Source organism: Streptomyces swartbergensis (genome assembly GCF_002148965.1).
GTDB classification, from domain to species: domain Bacteria; phylum Actinomycetota; class Actinomycetes; order Streptomycetales; family Streptomycetaceae; genus Streptomyces; species Streptomyces swartbergensis.
The window spans coordinates 22,435-48,589 of record NZ_NGFN01000004.1 but is presented as its reverse complement, the minus strand read 5'-3'; the positions used below and the strand labels follow the sequence as shown (position 1 = coordinate 48,589).

The following is a 26,155-nucleotide window of genomic DNA, read 5'->3' as shown; positions in this document are numbered from 1 at the left end:
GTCACGGGGGAAGGAACGACGTTCACGTGGGAGAGCCGACGCGTCGTCATATCTTGAGAAGTGCGGCCGTAACGGGCGGAGCCGCGGCACTGACCGGCCTCGGCGACAGCGCCGTCGAGGCAGCCGCCGGACAGCCCGGGCCGGACTGCCGTCCGGTACCGGGTGCCGTCACTGTGAGCCCGGACGACTTTCGGTACCCGAGCCTGAACAAGAGCCACAACGGACGGTTCACGCCCCGCCCCGACGCCATCATCGCCGTGTACTCGCCCGAACAGGCCGTCCGGGCCGTCGAGGATGCCGTACGGGTCGGCAAACGGATCGCCGTCCGAAGCGGGGGCCACTGCTACGAGGACTTCGTCACCTCGGCCGACGTCCGGATCGTCCTCGACGTCTCGCAGCTCGACCAGGTGTCCTTCGACTCCGAGCACCAGGCCTTCTCCGTCGAGGCGGGCGCCACCCTCGGCAAGGTCTACAAGGACCTCTACTACGGCTGGGGCGTCACCATCCCGGGCGGCAGCTGCCCCAGCGTCGGTGTCGGCGGGCACATCGCCGGCGGCGGCTACGGCAACCTCTCGCGGCGGCACGGCATGGTGGTCGACCACCTGTACGGCGTGGAGGTGATCGTCGTCGACCGGATGGGGAAAGCCCGCCGAGTGGTCGCCACCCGCCGCTCCGATGACCCGCACCGGGACCTGTGGTGGGCGCACACCGGGGGTGGCGGCGGTAATTTCGGTGTCGTACTGCGCTATCTGCTGCGCTCCCCGCAGGCTCGCGGGAGGCAGCCGGGCGACCTGCTGCCCAGGCCACCGGCCACCGCCCCGGGCCTGGTCGCGACGTGGCAGTGGGCGCAGACCGACGAACGCGCCTTCATCACGCTCGTGCGCAACCACGGCGGCTGGCACGAGCGCCATCCGCACACCGAGCTCTTCAGCTCCCTCGCGCTCACCCACCGGGCCACCGGAACCCTCCAGCTCCTCGTCGGGGTGAACGGCGAACAGCAGGACGCCGGCCGGCTCATGGAGGACTACCTCGGGCAGGTCACCGCCGGCGTGGGAGCACCCCCCGAGACGACCCGCAGTGATCAGCCCTGGCTCACCGCCACGCTCGGCGCCGCCACCTATGCCGGCGGCACCCCGTTCAAGTCCAAGGCCGCCTTCCTGCGCAGGAGGTGGACCGACCGGCAGATCGGCGTCGTCCACCAGTACCTCACGGACGGCGACACCCGCTGGGGCACTTCCGTCCATGTCACCTCGTTCGGCGGCGAGATCAACGCCGTGGCGCCGGACGCCACGGCCTTCCCGCACCGTGACGCGCTGTTCAGCGTGACCTACGGCCACTACTGGACCGACCCGGAGGACCACGCGGAGATCGAGTGGATCCGCCGCTTCTACCAGGAGGTCCACGCGGAGACCGGTGGGGTGCCCGTCCCGGGCGACGTCAACGGTGGGTGTTACGTCAACTACCCCGACGCCGACCTCGCCGATCCGAAGTGGAACACCTCCGGCGTCCCCTGGCACACCCTGTACTACCGCGACAACTACCCCAGGCTGCAACGGGTCAAAGCCCGCTGGGACCCCCGGGACGTCTTCCGCCACGCCCTGTCCGTCCGCCCCCCGGCCTGAGGAGGGAACCCCCTACGTGGAACTCATCGGCAGCGGGTTCCTCGCCCGCCATCTGCGCCCCCTGAGCGACCGGCACCCCGAGGTGACCGTGCTGGCTGCCGGAGTACCGCGCCATCCGCTGCCGGAAGCCGCCCACGAGCGGGAGCGCCGGCTCGTCGCCGACACGGTGGCGCGCTGTGTCGCCGGCGGCCGCCGACTCGTCTTCTTCTCCACGGTCTCCATGTACGGAGCGCCCGGCTGCCGGGGCCTCGAGGACGAGCCGGTCGCCCCGGCGCTTCGCTACGGACAGCACAAGCTCGACCTGGAGAACCTCATCAGGGACGCCGGAGTGCGCCATCTGATCCTGCGGCTCGGCTATGTCCTCGGCTCGGGCGAGCCGGAGTACCGCCTGCTGTCCGTGCTGATCCGCCACCTGCTGGCCGGGCGGGTCACCGTCCAGCGGGGAGCCCGCCGCGACCTGCTCCACGTCGACGACTTCGTCGCGCTCTTCGACCAGTTGCTGAGCGCCGGTGTCGAGGACGAGACCGTCAACGTGGCGTCCGGGGACTGCGTGCCGGTAGCCGACATCCTCGACCATCTCGAACTGCGGCTCGGCACCCGCGCCGAGCGGCACACCGCCGGGCACAGCGTCTCCCACTGTCCCTCGGTGACCAAGCTCCACCGGCTGGTGCCCGCGGCGGCGGTCCGCGCGTTCGGCCCCGGCTACTTCCGCACCGCCATCGACCGATACGTCGCCGCCGAACCGCACCGAGCCGGCCTCTCGGCCGGGCCGACCCCCTGAGGAGACAGACCCATGACCAGCGAAGCCGGCGTCACGCTCCCGTGCCTGGCCGATCTCAGTGCCCCGATGACCCCCGAGGGACAGCAGCTCCTCGACATCCTCGACCCGCACCTGCCACGCATCGCAGAGGCCTCCGCCGACCACGACCGGGACGGCACCTTCCCCGTCGAGGCGTTCCGGGCGCTGGCCGCCGACTCGGTGCTGTCCGCCACCGTGCCGCGCAGTTTCGGCGGCCTGGGACTCAGCAGCGTCCACGACGTGGCACTGGCCGTCATGCGGGTCGCCGAGGCCGACGCCGCCGTCGCGCTCTGCCTGCACATGCAGCTGTGCCGGGGCATCACCATGGCCTACGAGCTCCGCCACGCCGACCCCGCCGGAAAGGCCCTCGCCGAACGGATCCTGTCGCTGATGGGCACCGGCGGCGCGGTCATCGGCGGCGCCCTGAAGGACGCGGGCCGGGCCACCGAGCTGCGCCCGGGCGAGGAGGGCGGCTGGCTGCTCCACGGCCGGAAGATCCTCGTCTCCATGGCCCCGTTCGCCACCCACTTCGTGGTGGCCACGCGCACCCGGCCGGAGTCCGGCCCGGCCCGGCTGGCCTCCGCCTTCCTCGCGGCCGACACACCGGGGCTGACCGTCCCGGACGACTGGGACGGCATGGGCATGCGAGCCTCGGCCAGTTCCGAGGTGGTCTTCGACGACTGTCCGGTGCCGGAGGCGGACCTCTTCCTGCGCGGGCCGGTCGGCGAGGTCAGCCACGCCGCGATGGCCGGGCAGACGGTCAGTTCCATCGGGCTGCTCGGCGTGTACGCGGGCATCGCGCAGTCTGCCCGGGACCTGGCCGTCGCAGGGGTCAGGCGCCGCGGGGGCGTCCCGGCCGCCGCCGTACGCACCCTCGTCGCCGAGATGGACGTCAAGCTGTATTCCCTGCGCACCGCGCTCGGTGCCGCCCTGCTGCACACCGACCACCACTCCGGGCGGACCTCCGACGACCCCGCCGAGCGGGGCCTGCGGATGATCGCCCCCTTCCAGTACGCCAAGCTCGTCGTCAACCGCAATGCCGCAGCCATCGTCGAGGACTGCATGACGCTCGCCGGCGGCGCCTCCTTCACCGCAGGACACCCGCTGTCCCGGTGCTACCGGGACGTACGGGCCGGCTGGTTCATGCAGCCGTTCACCTACGCGGACGCCATCGACCACCTGAGTACTCAGGCGCTGGACATGGAGCACTGAGCAGGCAGTACGACGCCGGGGCCCCGGGAGGACGGATCTCCTCCCGGGGCCCCGGCGCGTACAGCGCTGCTCAGCCGCCGACGACCGGGAACAGCTTGTCGTCGTCCAGGCGCTGTCCCGGACGCATGTGGGACAGGTACTCGTCCGTGACGCCGGGCAGATAGGTGGTGCCGTCGTCCATGAAGATCACGCCGTGACCGACCCGGCGTTCGTCGGTGTTGTTGGCACCCGCCATGTGCACCGTGCGGCAGTGGTGAAAGGCCACGTCACCGGCGCGCAGTGGCACGGTCACCCGGGGCTGCCAGGGGTAGTCGGGCCAGATGTCCTCCGGCGGCCTGAAGTGTTCGAAGCTGGTCATGTGCACCAGCCGCTCCGACTCCTTGCGCAGATGGGAGCCGGGCACATAACTCAGGCACCCACGCTCGACGGGCACGTCGACGAGCGCTACCCAGGCGGTCAACGTCAGCGACAGACCGGCCATGGGCAACCCTGCCTCGTCGTCGTGGACCAGGGTCGGCAGTGCCTTGCGCGGCTCCTTGACCAGCACCTCGCTGCTGTAGAGCCGCAGTGGGCCGCCGGCCAGCCGGGCGGCGATACCGGACAGGCCGGGATGGAGCGCCAGGACGCGCAGCGTCTCGTCCTTGCGCCAGGCCTGGGTCACGTAGTTGACCTCGACCTGGCCGCCGTCCTCCCCGCCCGCCCAGATCTCCATGTCCCGTTCCAGGAGGGCCTCCGACGCGGCGCGGTAGGTCGCCACCTCCTCGACGGAGAGCACCTGGGGGATGTGCACAAAACCGTCGTCGCGGTAGCGGCGAACGGTGTCCTCGGACAGATTCTCGGCGGTGGTCAGCTCGCTCAGGGGCGGCACGTGACGGTCTCCTTCGAGTTTCGCTCCCGTGGGGAGCACGTTTCAGGGGGCAGAGGGCCGGGTGAGCGCACCGATGAACAGTCCGCGGCCACCGTGCAGTCCGTCCACGTAGTCGACGGTCAGGCCGGCGGCGGTGAACGCCGCCTCGTACTGTGCCCGGGTGAACAGGGTGATCAGATGCGTCTCGTTGAAGTGCCGTACGCCCGCCTCCGGATCCGCGACGAGATAGTGCACATCCATCCGCGACGCGTTCCCCCGGCGCACCGAATGGGAGACTCGAGCCAGCGTCCGGCCCGCCACCGTGGTCGCACCGCCGGCGACGTGGCCGTCCAGGAACGTCTCGGGGAACCACCACGGATCGATCGCCACGACTCCGCCGGGGTCCAGATGGCGGGCGAACCGGGCCAGCGTGGCGTCGAGTTGAGCCGTTGACGAGAGATAGCCGATCGAGCCGAACATGCAGGTGATCGCAGAGAAGGTGGACTCCAGCGCGAAGTCGCGCATGTCCCCGGTGTGCACGGTCACCCCGGGAAGCCGGCGCCGCGCGGCCGCGGCCATCGTTGCCGACAGCTCCAGCCCTTCGACCCGCTCGAACGCCGTGCGGAAGTGCCGCAGGTGCGCCCCCGTACCGCAAGCGATGTCCAGCAGCGACCGGGCGCCCGGCAGCAGGGCCCGGATCCGGCGGGCGATGTCCGACGCCTCCGCGGCGTAGTCCTTGCCCCTGCTCTCGTGCATCAGCTCGTAGACCTCGCTGGCCTCAGCGCCGTACAAAGCAACTCCCACCTGCTCGCCCGAACCCTCGCGTTCCGCCATCCTCCGAACGCCGCCTAGAAGGCACGCCGAGACCCGCTGGAGCCGGGGGGCGTCGAGCTGTCGTCGACATGGCTGCGAGAGCGGGGCGGCAGGCTGTTCACCATGACGAGCTGCCGTATCTGCGGCGGCCGACTTCACGAGTTCGGTGATTTCGGTACGCAGCCGCTGTCCAGCGGGTTCCTCGAGCCCGACTACATCGGGGACGAGTACTTCTTCCGGCTCGCGCTGGGCGTGTGCGCCTCGTGCAGCATGGTCCAGCTGATGGAGGAAGTGCCACGGCACCTGATGTTCAATGGGCACTACCCGTATCTGTCGTCCGGGTCGTCGGTGATGAGGAAGCACTTCGAGCAGACCGCTCAGCACTTCCTCCGAACCGAGCTGACGTCCCCCGATGCGTTCGCGGTCGAACTCGGCTGCAACGACGGCATCATGCTCCGGGCCCTCGCCGACGCAGGCGTACGGCATCTGGGGGTGGAGCCGTCGGAGAGCGTGGCCGACATCGCCCGGAGGAATGGCATTCGGGTGACGACCGAGTTCTTCCAGGAGTCCACGGCGACCGAGATCCGCGAAGCCGAGGGACGGCCCGCGCAGTTGGTCTACGCCGCCAACACCATCTGCCACATCCCGTACGTGGACTCGATCTTCCGCGGGGTCGACGCCCTGCTCGCCGACGACGGCGTCTTCGTCTTCGAGGACCCCTACCTCGCCGACATCGTCGACAAGACCGCCTACGACCAGATCTACGACGAGCACTTCTACTTCTTCAGCGTCACCTCGGTCTCCGCCATGGCGCAGCGGTTCGGGTTCGAACTGGTCAAGGCCGAGCGTCTGCCGGTGCACGGCGGGGAGGTCCGCTACACGATCGCGCGCCAGGGGCGGCGAACCCCCGACTCCTCGGTGGCGGCGCTGCTCGCCGAGGAGAAGGTCAGGCGTCTGGCCGACCTGGACACGCTGAACGCCTTCTTCCGGAACGTCGAGAAGTCCCGCGACGACCTGGTTGAGCTGCTCCGGCAGCTGAAGGCGGAGGGGCGCAGGGTGGTCGGGTACGGGGCCACCGCGAAGAGTGCCACCGTGGCCAACTACTGTGGCATCGGCCGCGAACTGGTGTCGTTCGTCTCCGACACGACCCCGAACAAGCAGGGCCGGCTGACCCCTGGTTCGCACATCCCGGTGCGTCCACGGTCCGCTTTCGAGAACCCGTATCCCGACTACGCGCTGCTCTTCGCGTGGAACCACGCCGAGGAGATCATCGCGAAGGAGATCCGCTTCCGGGAGGCGGGCGGGAAGTGGATCCTGTACGTCCCGCATGTCCAAGTGGTGTGACCACAGGTGTGTGGCGGGGGACGAGCCCCCGCCACACACCATGCGCAGGGGATGCTGTCAGAAGACGGCCAGGTGGCCGCCGCCGTCGCACACGGCGGCACCCGCCGCGACGGCGGGCCGGGCACCCTCGGCCCGCTCGCGAGGTGCGCCGCGCGTGTCCAGTGCGGCGCGGGCGATGGTGGAGTCCAGCCTCGACCGGGCGTAACGCCAGGTCAGCGGCGGGTAAGCATAGTGGATGCCGTCATGGTCGTAGCGGACGACCCGCAACAGGTAGTTGTTGACGAAACGTTGCAGCACCCGTTCGACCGTGGGGACGTCACAGCCGAGCAGCTCGGCCGCGGCGGAGGCGGTGAAGGCGTCGGCGGGCAGCATGCTCAGCAGCCGGAACATGGCCTGCTCCGCGGAGTTGAGCCGACCGTAGACGGCGTCGAAACCGGCCTTCACGTTGAGGTCGCCGAGCCTGAGTTCGGCCAGAACATCCTGAGATCTGCCGATCTGGTCCGCGACCCGGGTCAGCGGCAGCCCGGGCATGGCCGCCAGCCGCCCTCCGATGCAGCGCAGTGCCAGCGGCAGTCCTCCGCTCAGTGCCACCAGCCGGTCGGCGGCCTCAGGCTCCCGCTCGATCCGCCGGCGCCCGATCAGCGCGGCGAGCAGGTCCAGGCCCTCGGGCAGGGCCAGTACCTGCAGATCGACGCTCTGAGCCCCGGCCAGGCCGTGCAGCCGCCGGCGGCTCGTCAGGATCACCCCGCAGCGTGGGCCACCGGGCAGCAACGGGCGAAGGTCGGTGAGCGACGAGGCGTCGTCGAGCACCAGCAGCAGCCTACGGGACACGGTGATCGATCTGAGCAGTTTGCTGCACTCCTCCAAGCCCTCCGGAATGTGCGAGTCCCGGACCCCCAGAGAGCGCAGTACCTCGTGGAAGACGTCCCTGATGTCCCGGGGAGTGTCGGACGATCCGGCCAGCTCGACATGGAGCTGCCCGTCCTCGAACCGGTGGCGCAGCAGGTGGGCGAGGTGTATGGCGAGCGCCGTCTTGCCCACCCCGGGCATGCCGGCGATCACCACCACCCGCGTCGCGGTGCCGTGCGGCTCGTCGGGGGCCAGATGCGTGGTGATCTCGGTGAGGGTGGTCGCCCGCCCGGTGAAGTCGGCGACGTCCGCCGGGAGTTCGGCCGGCACGGTCACGGGCGACAAAGGGACGGTCACCGGGGGGTCGGCCGGCAGGTCGCGGGTCGGGGGAGCCCCCGCACGGTCCCCGGCCAGGGGCGTTTCGCGAGGTGCCGGGGTGGTGGCTTCGTGCACGGAGCGGGGCTCCTGATCACCGCCCCGGTCCGCCGCGGGCTGCGGGAGCGCCGTCCCCGCCGCGGCATCGGCCGGCCGGATGGTCTGCCGGTTTTCAAACGGCGGTCCGATCGGGGAGTCCTCGAGCAGCGCCTGGTGCAACTGCCGCAGTTCCTCGCCGGGTTCGAGTCCGAGGTCCTCGATCATGTTGCGTCGCAGGACCCGGAACGCCTCCAGCGCCTCGTGGCGCCGTCCGGAACGGTGCAAGGCGATCATGAGGGAGGCGTGCAGATGCTCGTGCAGGGGATGCGTGAGCACCAGGGACTTCAGCTCGCTCACCAGCTCCCGGTGATGGCCGAGCTGGAGATCGGCCTCGATGCGCAGCTCCAGGATCCGGGACCGGAACTCCTCGAGCCGAGTGGCGTACGAGGAAAGCAGTGTGCCCTGGTCCACGTCCACCAGGGCCGGTGCCTGCCACATGGAAAGGGCTTCGTGCAGGATGCCATGAGCGCGCGTGGCATTTCCCGCTTCGAGCGCGGCCTGTCCTTCGGCTGCCGCGCGCTCCACTCGGTAAATATCGATGGAGGAGTTTGGTATTTCGAATACGTAGCCGCCCGGGCGGGTATGGAGAAGATCTTTCCCGCCATGCCGTAAAAGTATTTTACGGAGCTTGTATACGTAGGTTTGGAGTGTGGTCAGGGCGCTCGCCGGAGGGCCGTTCTCCCAAAGCTCGTCAATCAACTCGCTGGTCTGCACGACCGCGTTGCGCCGCATGATCAGCAGGGCGATGACCTGGCGGGGCTTGGGCGCTGTCGGCGCTATGTTGCGGCCTTTGTCGAGCATCTCTAAGGGTCCGAGAACCCGGAAGTCCATGTGGCGTTCCCCCAGTTTGTCAGCAGCTGGTCGAGTTGCTGATGCAAGTGATTGGAAGCGTAGGTTCCTAATATGCCTCTGTCAATGGTAGTGCAAATTTTGGCCATGGACGCGAAAAATTGATTGACGGGACGCTGCTGTGGTGTTCCGTCCGACGCGCCCTGTGTAAAGTCGAAGTAAATGGCAAGGCCACTGTCCATATTCGGCCCGGGGCGTTCCCGAGGAGGAGGGCAGGCACGCGCCACTCCGAGCGAGGCGTGCGGCTTTGCGCGGTGCCCGGAGCACATGGGGCGCAATGGTTTGCGGAGCCCGGGTGCCGGCGCGGTGCCGACCGTCCCGGCTGCGTCGTGGATGACGACCGCATCGCACGGGAGCAGCGGCGCGTCGAGGGTGACGAGGCCCCGGCCGCACGTCGAAAGGGAGTTCACCCTGACATCAGTCGAGCCGTGACGCGTCGCTGGCGCGCCATGCGCACCCTGTGCCCGGCGACCCGCAACGCCCACGCCGGCGGAACCCACCCGCACACGTGGGACCTTGCGACGAACGTCGTGAACAGGACACGCATGGCGGTTGCCCTTCCGGTTCAGCTGCGGGCGCCGTCCTCCGCGTATTCCTTCGCACGCACCATGGTGGCGGTGCTGTTGCGGCCGAGTGCGTCGCGGATGAAGGCCCGAGCCTCGGCGATCCCGGCGCCCGCGCCCAGAACCGAGCCGATCGCCTCGTGGTTGACGACCACCGTGTGCCTGCTGCTGATCACCGTCTCCTCGCCGTCCTCCCGGACCGTCCACTCACCCGTGTGCGCGGTCATCAGGGCCGGGGTCAGCAGCTGCTTGTAGACGATCCGGTCGTACGGGAAGCAGATGCGAACGGAGCGGGTGGTGTGAGTGGACCCGTCCGTGGTGCGGGTGTCCATCTCCAGTACCTGCTGCTGGGGGACGTCCTCGGTGAGCTGCACCCGGGCCACGTGAGGCAGCCGGTCGGGCCAGCGGTCGGCCCGGTCGAGGAAGTCGTACACGTCCTTGGCGGCGCCGGCGGTCCGCACGCTGTCGGAGAACGACAACAGCAGCCCGGCGCGCCGCTCCCGCGTCTCGGCCGCCTCACGCAGGGCCGCCAGTTCCTTGTCGCTGTTGCGGTCCACGGCCTGCCGGATCCACTGGACCCGCGCCGGGTCGTCGCCGACCGCGCGGAAGTCGTGCAGCAGCCGGACCAGGGTGCCGCCCCCCGGCCGGGGCTCCAGCACCCAGGCGCCGCCCATCGCGGCCACCGGATGCCGGGACACCTCCTGTCGAAACCGTATCCGCAGGCCAGCACGGTCCAGTTCCCGCCGGGACACCCAGCCTTTCACCTCGCCGTTGGCCGTTGCCCAGATCCGGATGCGCTCACTGTCCCCGGACCGTTCGATCCGTTCGGCGTGGACGGTGGGCGGGAACGTCACCGGCCAGTCGCGGACGTCGTCGATCAGTCCGTACACCACGTCGGGGGCTGCCGCCACGGTGATGCGGTGCTCGGTCTCGTGCGTCACCGGCTCTGTCATGGGTCCCCTCTCCCTGCGTCCGTGTTCAGTAGTTGCCGAGGCCGCCGCAGACGTTGAGCGCCTGCGCGGTGATCGAGGCGGCCGTGTCGGTGACGAGGTAGCCGACCAGCCCCGCGACCTCCTCCGCAGTGGAGTACCGACCGAGCGGGATCTTCCCCTGGAACCGGTTCAGCACATCCTCCTCAGAGGTCTTCCAGAACTCCGCGTAACCCTGGCGAACCCGCTGCGCCATCGGGGTCTCGACGTAACCGGGGCAGACGGCGTTCACGGTCACTCCCGTCTTGGCCAGCTCCAGGCCCAGCGCCTTGGTGAAGCCGACAACACCGTGTTTGGAGGCTGAATAGGGAGCACCGAACATCACCCCCTGCTTGCCGCCGGTGGACGCGATGTTCACGATCCGGCCGGCGCCCCGCTCCAGCATCCGGCCCGTCGTGAGGACCTCCCGGGTCATGCGGAACACGCTGTCCAGGTTGGTCTCCATCACGTCCCGCCACAGCTCGTCGGAGATCTGGGCGGTGCTCCCGCCGCCGCTGCGACCCGCGTTGTTCACCAGCACACCGATCGGCCCGAAGCGCTCGACCGCGGTCTCGACCAACGCGTGGATCTGTTCCGTGGAGCGCACGTCGCAGGTACGCCCGTCCACTTCGTGCCCCTCTTTGCGCAGTCGCTCGACAGCCGCGTCCACCTGTGTCGCGTCGCGGGCGCACAGGAAGACCTGATGGCCGCGCTCGGCCAGCAGGGATGCGACCGCCGCGCCGATACCACTGGTCGCGCCGGTCACCACGGCGACGCCTGGATCCTTACTCGTCATGCCATCCCCTCACCAGACCGGTGATCGTGACGGCCCAGGCTGCCAGCGGCCCCTCGTACCCCACTGGACTGGACCGCTCCAGTGGTCCGGCGCGCACCCAGCGGTCGTCGAGAGGCTTGCGAGAGGCAGTCGGCACACTCGCGGGCAACGAGCCGGGGCGGAGCCGGCCGGCGACTTCGGGAGACGCCCACGTGACGAGTTCCAGCAGGCAGCATGACGGCACCCCCATGGACACCCTGATCAGCATGTGCGACCTGGTGACCCCCATGGCGCTGAGGGTCGCGGCGACCCTGCGGCTCACCGACCACATGCTCTCCGGCGCCACCGACGCCCCGGCTCTCGCCACGGTGACCGACACGGACCCGGGCGCTCTGCACCGCCTGATCCGCCACCTCGCCGCAGTCGGCGTGTACCGGGAAAGCGCTCCCGGCAGGTTCGAGCCCACCGAGGTCGGCCTGCTGCTCGCCGACGACCACCCCGTACGGCAGCGCCACTGGCTCTCCCTCGACCAGCCCGTCGGCCGTGCCGACCTGGCCTTCACCCGTCTGCTGGACGCCGTCGGCACCGGCCTGCCGACCTACGAGGCGCTCTACGGACGCCCGTTCTGGGAGGACCTGTCGGCCGACCCGGCACTGGGCGAGGCATTCGACCGGCTGATGGCCACCGAGGAGGAGGCGGTGCACGCCGTCCCGATCGCCGCGTACGACTGGAGCGGGGTGCGCCATGTGTTCGACGTCGGCGGTGCCCCGGGCGGATTCCTCCAGTCCGTGGCACGAGCCGCACCTCAGGTGCGCGGTACCGTCCTCGACCTACCGGGCCCCGCGCGCCGAACCCGCGAGCGGATCGCCGCCGCCGGGTTGGCGGACCGTATCGACGTGCTCGCCGGCGACTTCTTCGACGAACTCCCGGTCCGTGCTGATCTGGTGCTGCTCTCGATGATTCTGCTCAACTGGCAGGACGACGAGGCCGCGCGCATACTCAAGCGCTGTCGCGACGCCCTGGAGCCGGGCGGCCGCATCCTGCTCCGGGAGCGCGCCGAGCCTGCCCAGGGGCCCGACGTCTCCACGTCCGACCGCTACTTCAGCGTCCTGGACCTGCGCATGCTGGTCTTCCTCGGCGGCCGGGTGCGCACCACGCAGGAGTGGTACGCCCTCGCCGAGTCGGCCGGACTGACCGTCACCTCCGTGATCTCGCCGCTCAGTTCCCCCGTCGTGCCCTTCGACTTCTGCCTGATCGAAATGAGCCCCGCATGACCGAGCGCATCGCCCTGTCCTCCGACGTACAGCTGTGGAGCGAAGAGATCGGGGCCCCGGCCCGGCCGCCCGTGCTCCTGATCGCCGGAGGCAACCAGTCCTCCCGGGCCTGGCCGCGGGAGTTCGTCGACCAGCTGACCTCGCGCGGACTGCGGGTGGTCCGCTACGACCACCGGGACACCGGCCGTTCCACCGCCCGGGACTTCGACGCGCACCCCTACACGTACACCGACATGGCCCGGGACGCGATCGCCGTCCTCGACGCCCACGACATCGCCGCCGCCCATGTGGTGGCCATGTCCATGGGCACGATCATGGCTCAGCTTCTCGCCCTGGACCACCCGGAGAGGCTGCTCAGCCTCACGCTGATGCTGGGCGGCGGCCTGGACGTCGACTTCGACGGCAACATCGAACGCCTCTTCAAGGGCGAGGCGTCCATCGACGGCCTGCCCCTGCCGAAGCCGGACCTGCTGGACGCCCTCGCCCTGATGTCCGAGCCGGTCGACGGACCCGCCGCCGAGATCGACCGCCGAGTCGAACGCTCCCGGATCTTCTCCGGCGACCAGATCCCCTTCGACTCGGACGAGTTCCGCCGATGGGAGCAGGAGGCCGCCGACCATGCGGGCACCACCACCGAGCCCGTAGCCCACCACATGCTCCCCTCCCACCCCCGGGAACGCGCTGCCGAACTCGCCCGGGTTCGCGTACCCACGCAGGTGATCCAGGCCCTCAACGATCCCATCGCCCCGCCCCCGCACGGCCGCCACCTGGCCGAACAGATACCCGGCGCCAGGCTCGTCGAGATCCCCGGCATGGGCCATGCCCTGCCCGGCGCCGTGCACACCCCGCTCGCCGAAGCCATCGCGGGGCACGCCCTGACCATCCGGTCCCGAGGAGGCCACTAGCCATGTCACCTGCCGAGAACAAGCGCCGCGCCCTGGAGATGGTCGCCGCGTGGAACCGGGGGGAACCCGACGGGGTCATCGCCTTCTGGGCACCCGACGCGGTCCATTACGACGAGGACGGACGCCCGATGCCCGCCGACCTGATCGCGGACATCATGCGAGGCTCCCTGAAGTCCTTCCCCGACCTGCACCTGGAGGCGAAGAGCATCGTCGCCGAAGGCGACCGGGTGATGCTGCGGATCACCGTCACCGCCACCCACCGAGGCGACTTCATGGGGGTACCCGCCACGGGGGAGCGCGTCACCTGGCACTACCTGGAAGAGCTGCGGTTCAACGACCGTGGCGAGGTGGCCGAACACTGGGACGTCATGAACTTCTCGCCCCTCTACCGCGCACTGGGCCGGGTTCCCGAAGGCCTCTGACCCGACGCCCCGGACGACCGTGCCGGGTTCCCGCACGGAACGGGAACCCGGCACGGTCGTCTCAGGCTGCCAGCTTCTCCAGCGCGGGTACGAGCGCGGCCGGACTCGGCATCGCGCGCAGTTCCTCCCGCAGACCCCGGGCCGCCGTGCGCAGCGCCGTGTCCTCCAGCAACCGCCGGCACTCCGCTGCGCCCAGCGTCGCCGCGTCCGTCGCGAAGCCCGCTCCGCTTCCCTCCAGCAGATCGCTGTTGGCCTGCTGGTAGGAACCGTCGGGAATGACACACTGCGGCACTCCGAGGGTCATCGCGGTCAGCAGCGTTCCCGACCCTGCGTGGTGCACGATTCCGGCACAGGTCTCCAGCAACGGTGCGAGCGGCACCCACTCGATGGTCCGGACGTTGTCCGGCAGTTCGCCGAGCAGTTCGGCATCACCGCCCCCCAAGGTGAGCACGAACTCCGCGTCGATCTTGCTCGCCGCCGCCATCAATGATGCCAGCACGGTGATCCCGCCCCACTGGGCGCCGATCGACCCCAGTGTGACCGCGATCCGGGGCCGTCCGGCCGGAGGCCGGCTCAGCCAGCCGGGAAGGACCCCGCCGCCGTTGTAGGGGACGAACCGCACCGGCCATTCGTGCTCCGGCCGGCGCTCACCCGGAAGCAGCGGGGCGAGCCGCTCCGGGACGGTGGTCAGCCGCACCGTGGTGCGCGGCGTCCCGGTGATCCCGTGACGTTCGTAGTCGGTCTTCATGGCCTCCCGGAGCAGCGTGGCCAGCCGCGGGTCGCTGTCCGCCGGACCCAACGGCAGTTCCACACACGGGATGTCGAGCGCGGCGGCGACCAGCGCGCCCGCCCCCTGCGCGGCCGAGTGCACGACGAGGTCCGGCCGGTAGGACCGGGCCAGCTCCAGCGTCCCGTCGACCTCGGCCCCGGAGACCCTGCCGAACAACTCGGCCAGGAACTCCACCCCGGCGTCCTTGACGTGCATCGGATCGTCGGTGCCTTCCGGCATCCACAGGGGGGTGTAGTCCAGGCCCGGCGTGATGTCGACGGCGTGCAGACCCGCCTCGGTGACCGCGTTCAGGGCGTCGCCGATGGCATAACGGACGCCGTGCCCCGCCGCTCGCAGGGCGTGTGCCAGCGGCACTGTCGGAAAGGCATGACTGAGAACAGGTGATGTGACGAACAAGGCGCGCATGATTCCCCTGTCGACGGTCGACGAAGTGCGCCCGGGCATCCGGGCGGCCGGGGCGCGTGCTCCGGCGAGCGTCCCAGGGGGCTCTAGCGTGACGGCCGACGACCGGTCGATCCACCGGCCCTTCGGCTCCAGCGGATTGCGGGGGAAAGCCGTGACACTGCGCGCATCCTGGGCGGCGGGGGCCGACTGCTCAGCCTGCCGGCCGCCCAGGACTGATCCTGTTCCGCGACCGAACGGACCCCTCACCATGACCTACCTGATCACCGGAGCCACGGGGAGCGTCGGCCGCCACGTGGTCGACCTCCTGGTGGCCGCCGGCTTACCCGTCCGCGCCCTGACCCGCACGCCGGAAACCGCGGCCCTGCCCGACGCCGTCGAGGTCTTCGCGGGCGATCTGCTGCGGCCCGAAAGCCTGGTCCCCGCCCTGACCGGCGTGGAACGGCTCTATCTGTTCCCCGAGCCGTCCACCGCCCCGCACGTCGCGGCCCTGGCCGCGGAAGCGGGCGTACGGCGAATCGTGGTGCTCTCCTCCGACGCCGTCACCGATGGCAGCGATCCCGGCCACCATCGCCCGGTCGAAGAGGCTGTGGAGCGGACCGGCGTCGACTGGACCCACGTCCGGGCGGGGGAGTTCGCCGCCAACAAGCTGAACATGTGGGGCCGTTCCATCAGCAAGGAGGGCGTCGTGCGCGCCGCCTACCCGGAGTCCGCCGGTGCCCCTGTCCACGAGGCGGACGTGGCTGCCGTCGCGGTCGCCGCCCTGGTGGAGGACGGTCACGAGGGCGCCCGGTACGGGGTGTCCGGGCCCGAGGCGCTGCCCGTGCGCGAGCAGGTCGGGGTCCTCGCCGCCGGACTCGGCCGCGACCTGCGTTTCGAAGAGGTCGCCCCGGCCCAGGCCCGGGCGGACATGATCCGGCAGGGCTTGCCGGAACCCATCGCCGACTACATCCTCGCCTTCCAGGCGGCCTGGGTGGAACGGCCTGCCCCGGTGTACGACACGGTCGAGCGGCTCACCGGCGCACCGGCCCGCGACCTCGCCCAATGGGCCGCCGACCACCGGGCGGACTTCCTGTGACGCACGAGGGCCGCTGATGCGCGTACTGTTCAGCACCATCGGCGCCACCACCCACCTGCACCACCAGGTTCCCCTGGCCTGGGCGCTGCGCGCCGCGGGGCACGAGGTGTGCGTGGCCAGCCAGCCCGACATCGCCGACGACATCGTCCGCTCCGGCCTCACCGCGGTCCGGGTCGGCGAGGCCCTCGACCCGGGCCAGTGGGACGACGTCGCCCCACTGCCGGAGGAGGAGGTGAGCGCCGAGGGGAACATCTGGACCGCTCAGGGCGGCATCGCGTGGGACCTGTTCGACCTGTGTGAGCTGCGCCCGGAGAAGCTGACATACGACTACATGCACTGCGTCCTCACCGCCTGGGCCACGCACGGCTTCCGGCCGAACTCCTCCCCCCGGACGGTCGACGACCTGGTTCGCTTCGCCCGGCAGTGGCGGCCCGACCTGGTGATCTGGGATCCGACGACCTTCGCCGGGGCGGTCGCCGCCATGGCTACGGGCGCCGCGCACGCCCGGCTGATGTTCGGCTTCGACGTCATCGGCCGGATGCGCCAGAGCTACCGTGCCGCCCTGCGTGAGCGGCCGCCGGAGCACCGGGAGGACCCGTTCGAGGAGTGGCTGGGCCCGCTGCTCGAACGCTACGGATGCGCATTCGCCGAGGAGGCCGTGGTCGGACAGTGGACCATCGATCCCGTGCCGGCCTCGCTGCGTCTGGACGTCGACCATGTGTACGTGCCGATGCGGTATGTGCCGTACAACGGACACGTCACCCTGCCCGCCTGGCTCCGCGCCCCTGCCCGCCGACGCCGGGTCTGCCTCACCCTCGGCCGGTCGTTCCGCGAACTCCTGGGCGGTGACCGCGCGCCGATCGCGGAACTGCTCGACGCCGTCTCCACGCTCGACGTCGAAGTGGTCGCCACTCTCAACGCCGACCAGCTCGCCCAGGTCCCACGGCTCCCCGAGAATGTCCGGGCCGTGGACTTCGTTCCGCTGGACGCCCTGCTGCCCAGTTGCTCGGCGATCGTCCACCACAGCGGCTCCGGTACGACCCAGACCGCGCTGGCCCACGGGGTTCCGCAAGTCGTGGTGACCGCGCCGATGCTGGACAACCTCCTCAAGGCGCAGCGCGTCACGGAGTCCGGCGCCGGACTCCACATACGGGACGCACGGGAACTGACCGCCGACGGCCTGCGGGACATGCTTGCCCGGGTCCTGGAGGAACCGTCCTTCGCGGCCCGCGCGGACGCGCTGCGCCGGGAGATGGCCGGTGCGCCCACGCCTCGCGAGATCATCCCCGCCCTGGAAAGGCTGACCGAGGCCCACCGGCGTTGATCTTCCCTGGAGGGTGGTCGGTTCCGGGGGCCCGGCGCGAGGGAGATCTGCCGGGTCAGCGCGCCGCCGTAGCCGTCCGGCCGTGGTGGCGCGCCGTCAGCCGTTGAAGCACTCCCACCACCTCGTTCGGGTGGGGTTCCGAGCGCACCTCGTCGCGCAGCAGTTCGGCCTGTTGCCGGAAGGAGGGTTCCTCCAGGACCCTCACCAGGGTGGCCCGCAGGTTACTCGCCGACACTTCGCCGGGCGGCAGGTACAGCCCCGCCCCCAGCTGCTCGATCCGCCTCGCCCGGTAGACCACGTCCCACACGCCGCCGAGCGAGATCTGCGGCACCCCCGTCGCGGTRGCCGTCGCCCAGGTGCCCGCCCCGCCGTGGTGCACGATCGCCGTGCACGTCGGCAGCAGCGCCTCCAGCGGCACGTGCTCCACGACCCGGACGTTGTCCGGAACGGTGCCGACCAAGTCCTGCTCTGCCGCGTTCAGGGTCGCCACCACCTCCGCGTCCAGGCCGTCGACCGCGTCGAAGACCTCGTCGGCGAGGATCGCGTTGGGCGCACCGGTGGCACGGGCGGTCATCCCCGCGGTGACACACACCCGAGGCCGCTCGGGCTGCGCCCACAGCCAGTCGGGCACTACCGTCGGGATCTGCCCGTTGTAGGGGATGTAGCGCATGGGCACGACGGCATGCCCGAGTGACAGCCGGATACTCGGGGGCATTTGGTCGATCGACCACTGCCCGGTGACGGCTTCTTCGTCGAAGGTGCAGCCGTACCGGCCCAGTGTCCAGCTCAGCCATTCTCCGAGGGTGTCGTCGTGATGCTCGGCGGCGCCGGCCGCAAGCCTGTCGAGGAACAGACCGCGCGTGCTGCCGAACATGTCGGGGAACGACAGCAGCCGGGCGTGGGCTGCCCCGCTCGCGCGGGCGGCCACCGCCCCGGCGAACGTGAACGGTTCCCAGATCACCAGGTCGGGTCGCCAGGCACGGGCGAACGTCACCAGGTCGTCGACCATGGACTCGTTGTTGATCCACGAGTAGAAGAGCGCCGTCATGACCGTCTCATGGCCCTTCAGGAACGCCGTCGGCAGCTTCTCGTGCCGCTTCTCCAGATAGTCCGCGACGTCGTGCAGCGCCATGATGTCGCCGCCCACCGCTCCAAGCACGGTGTGCAGGGCCGGATCGCTGCCCACCGGCACCGCTGTCAGCCCGGCCCCGGTGATCGTGCCGGTCAGCGCCGGCTGGCTCGCCACCCGTACCTCATGGCCGGCCGTACGCAGCGCCCACGCCAGCGGCACGGAGCCGCTGAAGTGGCTGCCCTCCGCGAAACAGGTCATCAGTATCCGCATCGGAACCCCTCAGCCGACCGTCGTGACGGGAAGGAACAGCACACCGCCGGTCACCGGTGCACGAAGGCGCCGCAGTTCGGGCTCGGCCCGGCGCAGCCCGGGGCACCGGGTGGCGACCGCCGTCACCGCGGCCGTGGCCACCGGCACCGCAAACGGCTCCAGCACCCCGGTGTAGAGGTCGTCGGTGAAGACGAGCGGCTCCGGCGCATCCGTCCTGGAGAGATCGAAGCGGTCGGGGTCCGTGAACGCGTCCGGGTCCCGCTGCGCGGCCTCCACCAGAACGGTCACCTCGGCACCAGCGGGGACGAGCGTGCCGGCCAGCTCCGCGTCCTCGTGGGCGAAGAGCTTCTGCAGGCGCACCGGAGGAGTGTGGCGCACCGTCTCCCGCACGGCCGCGGCGCTCAGATCCGGGTCCTCGCGGACCGCGGCCCACACGTCGGGACGGTCCAGCAGGGCCGAGACCGTCCTCGTCGTGAGATTGGCGGCCAGGTGCACCCCGACGACGGCGAGCAGCATCCGCGCCGCGAACCCGTCGGCGGCGACATCCTCGGGCGCCGGCCCCGCCAGCAGACTGCGAAGTCCACGGGCCGCCGTGATCAGCTCCCGGGCCGTGGCCAGCCGCGGCGGACACACGGTGGCATCCAGCGCGGGAGCCGTTGCCGCACACAGCGCCGCCAGTCGCGACGCGTCGGCCATCCCCAGCACCCCGGCCAGGGCTCCTGCGGCGAGCGGATGAGCGAAGTCGGTCATCAGGTCGAAGGCCGTTCCCAGCCGGTCGGGTTCGGTCTCGCGCCGCTCGGCGATGCGCGCGGCGAAGTCCGTGCCGACGGCCGCCACGGTCACCTCGCGCAGCCGCCGGTAGACCTCACGGTCCGCGGCCAGGTACACATCGTCCAGCGGCAGGATGTCATGCATGGCGGGGACCTGCCATGCAGCGGCCTCGGCTGCGCCGTTCGCCGGTTTCGGGTACCCGACCCCGAACCGAGGGTCGTTCAGGACCGCTGCCGCGGTGGAGTACCGTGCCGTCACCCAGCTCTCGGCGGTGCTCCACATCAACGCCCCGTGGTCCCTGGCCCGTCGGCCGAGTTCGTGCGGGTCGTCGCTCTCCGCGCGCAGCAGCAGCGCGTACGGGTCGCCCTTGATGCCGTAGATCCACTGCATGCCGCGGAGCGTCATAAGCTCGGGGCCCAGCTCGCTGTCGGTCTTGGTGGAAATCATGCCGCTGAACGTAGGCCCGGCCGCTCTAGCTTCCCTCGACTCCCGCTGTGCTCGGCACGGCCGGTTCCGGCGCTGACAGGAGACCGTGCAGACAGGTCACCAGACTGCGTGCCTGGACGTTCAGGTAGTGACTGTGCCGCAACAGCTCCATCAACTGGTGGACGGCGATCCAGCGGAACTCCGGATGCTCCTCGGTCTCCTCCGCGTCGGTCTCCACGATCATGTAGCGACTCAGGGCCTGGTAGAAGCGCCCGCCCTCCTCCGACAGCACGGTGTTGTAGCGGACCCGGGAGGGAGCTGCGGACAGCACGGTGTCGAGAAACGGGGGCCGGGCCTCGGCCGGCAGAACAGCCACACTGTCCGGGATGCACTGCACCGTCGGCGCCAGCTCGGCGACGTCCAGGTAGCCCGGCTCCACCCGCGCGTGCATGAGGGCGTGGAGCACACCGTCGATCCGGGCCACGAGCAGCGCGATCACGCCTTGACTCCGTGGCTGGAGCATGGGCTGGGTCCAGTGGGAGACCTCGCGCCCACGCGCGGTCACCTCGACGCCGATGACGGAGAAGAACTGCCCGCTCTCGTGCGCGATGGTCTCGGCGGTGCGCCGCCAGCCCTGCACCGAGTTGAGCGGAATGCGGTCGGTGGACCCGTCCGTTCCGGTACGGACGTCGGTGAGCCAGTGCAGCAGCTCACCGAACGAGTGACGGGTACGAGCCGACGGGTGGCAGGAGCGGACGAGGGCACCTCGGAACCCCGTGCCGTCGCTGCGCAGCACCGTGTCGAGGTCGGGGACGGACAGCGGCAGACAGGACAGCACGCTCCGCAGGTCCATATTGATCCGGTCCTCCTCGGCGAGCATCGCGTACAACTCGCCGAGCGTCAGCCAGATGAAGCCGTCACGGAGTTCGACGTCGTCGGTGGTTTCGACGATCATGTTCCGGTTGCGTTTGCGGTAGAACCACGCTCCCTGTTCCGACTGGCGCACATCCGCGATCACGTGATGGTTCCGGTGATCCCGGAAGAACTCCAGGTAGGGCACCGCGCGGCCCCGGTGGACTCGCGTGTAGTTGGAGCGGGTGGCCTGCACGGTGGGGGAGAGCTGGAGGCCGTTGCGGTTGCCCGGCTCGACCTTCGCCTGCACCAGAGCCCGCAGGACGCCGTCGGTCTCCTTGACCAGCAGGCCCAGAACCCCGATCTCCGGCTGGTTGATGATCGGCTGCGTCCACTCGGGCACCGGGCCGCCGGGCAGGTGCGCCGCGAGCCCCTCGATGGTGAAGAACTTGCCGCTGTCGTGGCGGATGTCACCGGTGGCCGGGTCATGGTGCCAGCCCTTGAGGCCGCTGAGCGGGACCCGTGTCACATCGGTGTAGCTGTAGCGGCCGAAGTCGGTGAACCACTGCTGGATGTGCGCCACGCGCCCCGCGATGTTCTCGGGGTCGGTCCCGTGAGCCAGGGACTCGGCGAGGCGCCGGGGTGTCTCGGCGGAACCGGGGAGCATCCTCATGACCGCAGCCCCCGGTCGATCTCCAGGCACTTCCCGTAGTCGGGGAGCAGCCCCGCCGCCTGTGCCTCGGCCAGGGTGGGCGCCTCGGTGTCCCGCTCGGACATGATCGGGTCGATGTCCTCGGGGATCGGCAGTCCGAGCGCGGGGTCCATCACGGACAGGGCCTTCTCGTCGTCCTGCACGTACTCGCCGGACAGCAGGTACGAGACCACGGTGTCGTCCTCCAGCGCCACGAAGGCGTGTGCCACACCTACGGGGAAGTACATGGCATGGCAGCTCGTCGGATCGAGGACCGCGCTGTCCGAGGCGCCGAAGGTCGGAGAGCCGACGCGGATGTCCAGGGCGATGTCCAGTACCCGGCCACGGGAGCAGTAGACGTATTTCGCGGTGCCGGGCGGGCACACCGTGAAGTGCAGCCCGCGCACCACGCCCCGTCCCGAGGTGCTGTGGTTGGTCTGTGTCACGTGAAACAGCCGGTGGCCGGTCGCCTCGACGAAGGAACTCTCCTGGTACGGAGAGGTGAAGGAACCGCGCTTGTCGTCGAACACCCGGGGAATGAATTCGTAGGCGCCGTCGACGGCGAGTGCGCGTGATGTCATGGTGAGGGTCATCTTGTCCGTGTCTCCCCAACTCAGTGGTATTCAGCGGTACTCGGTGGTCAGCCTGACCAGGGTCGGCACGATGTCGCGGGGTGTGGGCATGCTCTGCATCTCCCGGCGGACACCGGCCGCGTTCCGTTCGAAAGAGCGGTCCGTCAGTACGCGGACGATCATGTCCCGCAGCTGGGCGGCGTCGAACCGGTCGACGTCGGGCACGGCGAGCCCGGAGCCGGTCGACCGCAGGTAGCGCATCTTGTACTCGGAGTCCCAGAGCAGATCGGGGACGATGATCTGAGGCACCCCGTGCAGATGCGAGTTCTGGAACGTCCCGGCGCCGCCCTGGTGCACGATCACCGAGCAACTCGGCAGCAGGGCGTCCAGCGGGACGAAGTCCACCACCCGGACGTTCTCGGGCACCTTCCCCACTCCGGCCAGTTGCTCCGCCGACAGCGTGGCGACCACTTCCGCGTCCACGTCGGCGACCGCGTCGAGCAGGTCCGCCACCGAGGCGCGGTCCGCGCCCAGCACCTCGCGGCCGGTCGACCCGAGGGTCAGGCACACCCGGGGCCGGTCCGGCGGCTCGCCAAGCCAGTCGGGCAGCACGGAGGGACCGTTGTACGGAACGAACCGCACCGGCACGTGGTGCTGGCCCGCCACCGGCAGTCGCATGCCGGACGGAAGCCCGTCCATGGTCCAGTGCCCCGTGACGACGTCCTGAGTGAACGGTTCGCCGTACACGTCCAGGACCTGCCCGAGCCAGTCGGCCAGGGGATCGGAGCCCTCGCCGGCAGGCAGGCGGTCGAGTTCCCGCAGGAAGAGCTGACGGGAGTGGCCGAGCAGGTCCGCGCCGAACAACAGCCGGGCGTGGGCCGCGCCTGTGACAGTGGCGGCGATCGCCCCGGCGAACGTGTGCGTGTCCCAGATCACCAGGTCCGGTTTCCACCGCCGGGCGAATGCGACCAGGTCCTCGATCATGGACTCGGAGGACAGACTCGGGTACACGTAGGACGCCATCAGCTCGAAGGCGTTGCGCAGGTAGGTGTAGGTACGGCGCTCGGGCAGCAGCCCGGACAGATCGGCGTCGGCCAGGAAGTCCGGGTCGTCGGCCGGCTCTTCCGTGTCCCGCCGCCGGTTGGCCCCGGCCATCTTGACGTCCAGTCCCAGGGGCTCGCCCACCCCCACTGCCGTCAGCCCGGTGTGGGAGACGTACTCGGTGAGGTCCGGCTGGCTTGCGACGCACACGTCGTGGCCGGCCGAACGCAATGCCCAGGCCAGCGGGATGTGGATGTGCACATGCGACTTGGCGGCGAAGGTCGTGAACAGGACCCGCATCAAGGCTCTCCTCTGCTTCCGCCCCGAAGCGTTCCGGTCGGCCCTCGCAGCCCGATCGACGACGGCTGGACGTCCGAGAAACCGACGACCGGGGGAACAGGGACATGCCGTGGAGCGCGCCAACGGCTCCCCAGCATGTTCCCCCGGGCGACGGTTGCTCGACGGCGTTCCGCGGCCCCGCCGTCGAACGCCCGACACCCCTAGCCGGTCACGGCCGCGTCCCGGTCCTGGGCGCTCTGGTTGATCGTCGCGATGCGCAGCGCCGCCACCAGGTCCCGGTACAGGTCGTCGACGGCCAGGAGTTCGTCGTGGGTGCCGGTGGCCCGGCACACGCCGTCCTCCATGACGAGGATCTGGTCAGCGTCGACGACCGTGGACAGCCGGTGGGCGATGGTGATCACCGCGCCCCGGGCGGCGACCTTGACCACGGCGTCATGGATCGCCGACTCGGTCAGCCCGTCCAGCTGGGCGGTCGCTTCGTCCAGCAGCAGCACCTCCGGCCGGCTCACCAGGGCACGGGCCAGCGCGATGCGCTGGCGCTCGCCGCCGGAGACCACGGTGCCGTCGAGCGGGGTGTCGAGGCCGTGTTCCAGGGAGCGGACCTTCTCCTCGAGCCGGACCTCCCGAAGGACGTTCCAGAGCGCCTCATCATCCGCGTCGCGGTGGGTGTAGCACAGGTTCTCCCGCAGGGTTCCCGGCAGCAGCGGGGTGTCCTGCTCGACGTAGACCACACGTCGGCGCAGTTCGTCGAGCGAGTACTGCTGCAGGGGGACGCCGTCCAGGACCACGGCACCGTGCTCCGGCTCCAGGAAGCGGAGTATGAGGGAGAACAAGGTGGTCTTTCCCGCGCCCGACGGGCCTACCACCGCCGTGTGTCCGTGACGGGGGATGTCCGCGCTCACCCCGTTCAACGCCCGCCTGACACCCGGGGAATAACGGGCCGTCACGTCACGGAAGGTCAGCACCGGGGTGGCACCGCCCGTCACCGGAGCCGACGTCCGTTGCGGTACCGCGTGGATGTCCTCCACCGGAAGGTCCTGGATCTCTTTTATGCGCGCGGATGCGGCGACTCCGGACTGGAGCGTGGAGACCGACTGACTGAGCTGGGTGACGGGCTCGACCACCAGGAACGCGTAGAGCAGGAAGGCGACGAGCCCGGAGACGGTCAGTTGCCCGAGGCTGACCCGCCAGGCGCCCACACCGAGGATCACCAGGATCGCGCCCTGGAAGCCGACCCCCGTCAGGGTCCAGCCGAGTGCCTCGATGCGCACGGCGCGCATGCGCTGCCGGAAGGACTTGTGCGCCTCGGTGAGGACACGGTCGCTCTCCCAGGTCTCGGAACGGCTCGCCTTCACAGTACGGATCGCCCTCAGAGCACCTTCCAGGATGCCGCCCAGCCGGCCGATCGCCGCTTGAGCCTCCTGCTGGGCCGCCGCGAGCGGGCGCATGACCAGGCCGATCACAGCTGCGATCGCGATGATCGCCCCGACCATGACGGCCAGCAACACCCAGTCGAGGGTCGCCATCAGGGCGAGCGAGCCGACGAGAGTGATCACCGCACTGAAGAAATCCAGCGCGGTGGAGGACGCGGCCTCCCTCAGCAGCAGTGTGTCGGAGGTGACCCTGGTGACGAGTTCACCCGGTGAGCGCCGACCGAGTCGGCCGATGGGCACGCGCAGTAGGCGCCGCACCATGGTGACGCGGGCATCCAGCACGATCTGCTCGGCCAGCCGGCCGAGCAGGATCAGTCGTACCCATCCCACGACCCCGCCCACGACCAGCAGAGCGACCAGTATCCACAGGGGACGGGCCAGTGGCGCCTTGTCGGCCAGGCCGTCCAGGATGCTCTTGGTCGCCATGGGGGTGACCAGCATGGTTCCCGTGGTGACGGCGGTCAGGGCGGCGGCGGCCGCCAGCGTCCAGCGGTGCGGCCGCACGAAGGACCAGAGCACGCGGAGGTTGGGGAACCGTCCCGGGGGAGTCCCGGGTGGCGTGTCCGCTAACACCGTGCCGTCCAAGCCCATAGGGGCCCCTTTCTTGCGGCGCACGTTCCAGTGCGTCCAAGTTTAGAAATGGAACATTGATGTCCCGAAACAGCATACCAATATCTTAAATCAGTCTGCTGTATGCTAGATTCAGGCCATGGGAAGTTCATCGGTAGAGTCCGGGACGCGTGGTCGTACCCGACGGGCCATCCTGAGCGCGGCGGCCGAAGTGCTGGCCCGGGACAGGGCCGCGACGCTGGCGGACATCGCCAGGGCAGCCGAGATCGGGCGCAGTACGCTGCATCGCTACTTCCCCGACCGGGACGTCCTGCTGCGGGCGGCCGTCGCCGATGCGCACCTGGTGATCCGGCAGGCGGTCCAGGACGCGGCCGTGGACGAGGGGACGCCGTCGGAGGCCGTGCGGCGCCTGGCAACGGCGCTGGTCGGTACCGGTGATCGGCTGCTGTTTCTGTACGGCGACCCCCGGTCCCTCGGAGAGTTCGACCCCGGTGAGGACCCGGACTCGGTGGACCGGATGGTCACCGGCCTGATCAAGCGCGGTCAGGCGGAGGGAGTCTTCGACCCGACCGCGGCCGTGGAGTGGCTCCGGGACATCCTGTGGGCCCTGGTCTACGCCGGCTGCGAGTCGGCTCGGCGCGGGGTGCTGCCACGGCCCGGCGTCGCAGACGCGGTCGTCCGTGTGCTGGAGAACGGCATCCGAGGGCAGAGCTGAGACAGCCGGAGCGGAGTCCGCGGCACCATGCCGCCGGCTGCCGGCCGGCCCCCGCGGTTCCAGCGCCTTGCGAGCGGAATCCGCCACCGCCTCTCTACGGTGTGCGCCGAACCGACGGACGAGGCACGGGAG

General features: G+C 70.2%; 22 protein-coding genes. 10 read left to right on the top strand and 12 right to left on the bottom strand.

Annotated features, from left to right (window positions below; translation table 11 throughout):
* The first annotated feature begins 53 nt into the window (after nucleotides 1-53).
* Genes CA983_RS01515 through CA983_RS01505 form a run of 3 tightly spaced genes read left to right on the top strand, consistent with a single transcriptional unit; the run spans nucleotide 54 to nucleotide 3,633 of the window.
* The gene (locus tag CA983_RS01515) at nucleotides 54-1,622 is read left to right on the top strand and encodes an FAD-binding oxidoreductase (RefSeq protein WP_244206561.1); all 1,569 of its coding nucleotides are present in this window, start codon (nucleotides 54-56) and stop codon (nucleotides 1,620-1,622) included.
* Between the two features lie 16 nt (nucleotides 1,623-1,638).
* Nucleotides 1,639-2,403 (top strand): NAD-dependent epimerase/dehydratase family protein, encoded by a 765-nt coding sequence (locus CA983_RS01510; protein WP_086599034.1) that lies wholly within the window; start codon nucleotides 1,639-1,641, stop codon nucleotides 2,401-2,403.
* A 12-nt stretch (nucleotides 2,404-2,415) separates the two neighbouring features.
* Nucleotides 2,416-3,633, top strand: a complete 1,218-nt coding sequence (locus tag CA983_RS01505) for an acyl-CoA dehydrogenase family protein (protein WP_086599033.1) — start codon at nucleotides 2,416-2,418, stop codon at nucleotides 3,631-3,633.
* Between the two features lie 70 nt (nucleotides 3,634-3,703).
* On the opposite strand, the gene CA983_RS01500 is transcribed toward CA983_RS01505, so the two are convergent.
* Nucleotides 3,704-4,501 carry a phytanoyl-CoA dioxygenase family protein gene (locus tag CA983_RS01500; RefSeq protein ID WP_086599032.1) on the bottom strand — a complete coding sequence of 266 codons (798 nt, stop codon included), beginning with the start codon at nucleotides 4,499-4,501 and terminating at the stop codon, nucleotides 3,704-3,706.
* A 42-nt stretch (nucleotides 4,502-4,543) separates the two neighbouring features.
* Complete coding sequence (locus CA983_RS01495; protein ID WP_086599031.1) at nucleotides 4,544-5,314, bottom strand: class I SAM-dependent methyltransferase; 771 nt, start codon at nucleotides 5,312-5,314, stop codon at nucleotides 4,544-4,546.
* 102 nt (nucleotides 5,315-5,416) lie between these two features.
* Between CA983_RS01495 and CA983_RS01490 the strand changes: the two genes are divergently transcribed.
* Nucleotides 5,417-6,637 carry a class I SAM-dependent methyltransferase gene (locus tag CA983_RS01490; RefSeq protein WP_086599030.1) on the top strand — a complete coding sequence of 407 codons (1,221 nt, stop codon included), beginning with the start codon at nucleotides 5,417-5,419 and terminating at the stop codon, nucleotides 6,635-6,637.
* Between the two features lie 57 nt (nucleotides 6,638-6,694).
* Here the strand turns inward: CA983_RS01490 and CA983_RS01485 are convergent, their stop codons facing one another.
* From CA983_RS01485 to fabG, 3 genes are all read right to left on the bottom strand, one after another.
* Nucleotides 6,695-8,791 (bottom strand): AfsR/SARP family transcriptional regulator, encoded by a 2,097-nt coding sequence (locus tag CA983_RS01485; RefSeq protein WP_086599029.1) that lies wholly within the window; start codon nucleotides 8,789-8,791, stop codon nucleotides 6,695-6,697.
* A gap of 583 nt (nucleotides 8,792-9,374) precedes the next feature.
* Complete coding sequence (locus CA983_RS01480; RefSeq protein ID WP_086599028.1) at nucleotides 9,375-10,325, bottom strand: aromatase/cyclase; 951 nt, start codon at nucleotides 10,323-10,325, stop codon at nucleotides 9,375-9,377.
* A 25-nt stretch (nucleotides 10,326-10,350) separates the two neighbouring features.
* Entirely contained in the window at nucleotides 10,351-11,136 is a 786-nt protein-coding gene (gene fabG / locus CA983_RS01475) for a 3-oxoacyl-ACP reductase FabG (RefSeq protein ID WP_086599027.1), read from the bottom strand.
* Nucleotides 11,137-11,327: 191 nt separating this feature from the next.
* Here fabG and CA983_RS01470 point away from each other — a divergent pair, with 191 nt between their 5' ends.
* The 3 genes from CA983_RS01470 to CA983_RS01460 are packed head-to-tail and all read left to right on the top strand — an operon-like array spanning nucleotide 11,328 to nucleotide 13,716.
* On the top strand, nucleotides 11,328-12,389 hold the full coding sequence (locus CA983_RS01470; RefSeq protein WP_086599026.1) for a methyltransferase: 1,062 nt from the start codon (nucleotides 11,328-11,330) through the stop codon (nucleotides 12,387-12,389).
* Nucleotides 12,386-13,294 carry an alpha/beta fold hydrolase gene (locus CA983_RS01465; RefSeq protein WP_086599025.1) on the top strand — a complete coding sequence of 303 codons (909 nt, stop codon included), beginning with the start codon at nucleotides 12,386-12,388 and terminating at the stop codon, nucleotides 13,292-13,294. Before CA983_RS01470 ends, CA983_RS01465 begins: the two co-directional genes overlap by 4 nt.
* Nucleotides 13,295-13,296: 2 nt before the next feature.
* Nucleotides 13,297-13,716 carry an ester cyclase gene (locus tag CA983_RS01460; RefSeq protein ID WP_086599024.1) on the top strand — a complete coding sequence of 140 codons (420 nt, stop codon included), beginning with the start codon at nucleotides 13,297-13,299 and terminating at the stop codon, nucleotides 13,714-13,716.
* Nucleotides 13,717-13,777: 61 nt separating this feature from the next.
* Here CA983_RS01460 and CA983_RS01455 read toward each other — a convergent pair whose 3' ends face one another.
* Nucleotides 13,778-14,860, bottom strand: a complete 1,083-nt coding sequence (locus CA983_RS01455; protein WP_244206559.1) for a glycosyltransferase — start codon at nucleotides 14,858-14,860, stop codon at nucleotides 13,778-13,780.
* 298 nt (nucleotides 14,861-15,158) lie between these two features.
* On the opposite strand from CA983_RS01455, the gene CA983_RS01450 reads away from it, so the two are divergent.
* Together CA983_RS01450 and CA983_RS01445 are read left to right on the top strand one after the other, a co-directional pair.
* The gene (locus CA983_RS01450; protein WP_086599023.1) at nucleotides 15,159-15,986 is read left to right on the top strand and encodes an NAD(P)H-binding protein; all 828 of its coding nucleotides are present in this window, start codon (nucleotides 15,159-15,161) and stop codon (nucleotides 15,984-15,986) included.
* Nucleotides 15,987-16,002: 16 nt separating this feature from the next.
* Entirely contained in the window at nucleotides 16,003-17,310 is a 1,308-nt protein-coding gene (locus tag CA983_RS01445; RefSeq protein WP_086599022.1) for an activator-dependent family glycosyltransferase, read from the top strand.
* A 55-nt stretch (nucleotides 17,311-17,365) separates the two neighbouring features.
* On the opposite strand, the gene CA983_RS01440 is transcribed toward CA983_RS01445, so the two are convergent.
* From CA983_RS01440 to CA983_RS01415, 6 genes are all read right to left on the bottom strand, one after another.
* A complete protein-coding gene (locus tag CA983_RS01440) occupies nucleotides 17,366-18,652 on the bottom strand; it encodes an activator-dependent family glycosyltransferase (RefSeq protein ID WP_086599021.1) in 1,287 nt (428 codons plus the stop codon).
* 9 nt (nucleotides 18,653-18,661) lie between these two features.
* Nucleotides 18,662-19,870, bottom strand: coding sequence for a cytochrome P450 family protein (locus CA983_RS01435; protein WP_086599020.1), 1,209 nt, complete (start codon nucleotides 19,868-19,870; stop codon nucleotides 18,662-18,664).
* 25 nt (nucleotides 19,871-19,895) lie between these two features.
* Nucleotides 19,896-21,374, bottom strand: a complete 1,479-nt coding sequence (locus tag CA983_RS01430; protein ID WP_086599019.1) for an NDP-hexose 2,3-dehydratase family protein — start codon at nucleotides 21,372-21,374, stop codon at nucleotides 19,896-19,898.
* Nucleotides 21,371-21,985 (bottom strand): dTDP-4-dehydrorhamnose 3,5-epimerase family protein, encoded by a 615-nt coding sequence (locus CA983_RS01425; protein WP_086599018.1) that lies wholly within the window; start codon nucleotides 21,983-21,985, stop codon nucleotides 21,371-21,373. The genes CA983_RS01430 and CA983_RS01425 overlap by 4 nt, the downstream gene beginning before the upstream one ends.
* Nucleotides 21,986-22,015: 30 nt before the next feature.
* Nucleotides 22,016-23,305, bottom strand: a complete 1,290-nt coding sequence (locus tag CA983_RS01420) for an activator-dependent family glycosyltransferase (RefSeq protein WP_086599017.1) — start codon at nucleotides 23,303-23,305, stop codon at nucleotides 22,016-22,018.
* A gap of 200 nt (nucleotides 23,306-23,505) precedes the next feature.
* The gene (locus tag CA983_RS01415; RefSeq protein ID WP_244206557.1) at nucleotides 23,506-25,257 is read right to left on the bottom strand and encodes an ABC transporter ATP-binding protein; all 1,752 of its coding nucleotides are present in this window, start codon (nucleotides 25,255-25,257) and stop codon (nucleotides 23,506-23,508) included.
* A 190-nt stretch (nucleotides 25,258-25,447) separates the two neighbouring features.
* On the opposite strand from CA983_RS01415, the gene CA983_RS01410 reads away from it, so the two are divergent.
* On the top strand, nucleotides 25,448-26,023 hold the full coding sequence (locus tag CA983_RS01410) for a TetR/AcrR family transcriptional regulator (RefSeq protein ID WP_086599015.1): 576 nt from the start codon (nucleotides 25,448-25,450) through the stop codon (nucleotides 26,021-26,023).
* Nucleotides 26,024-26,155: the final 132 nt, after the last annotated feature.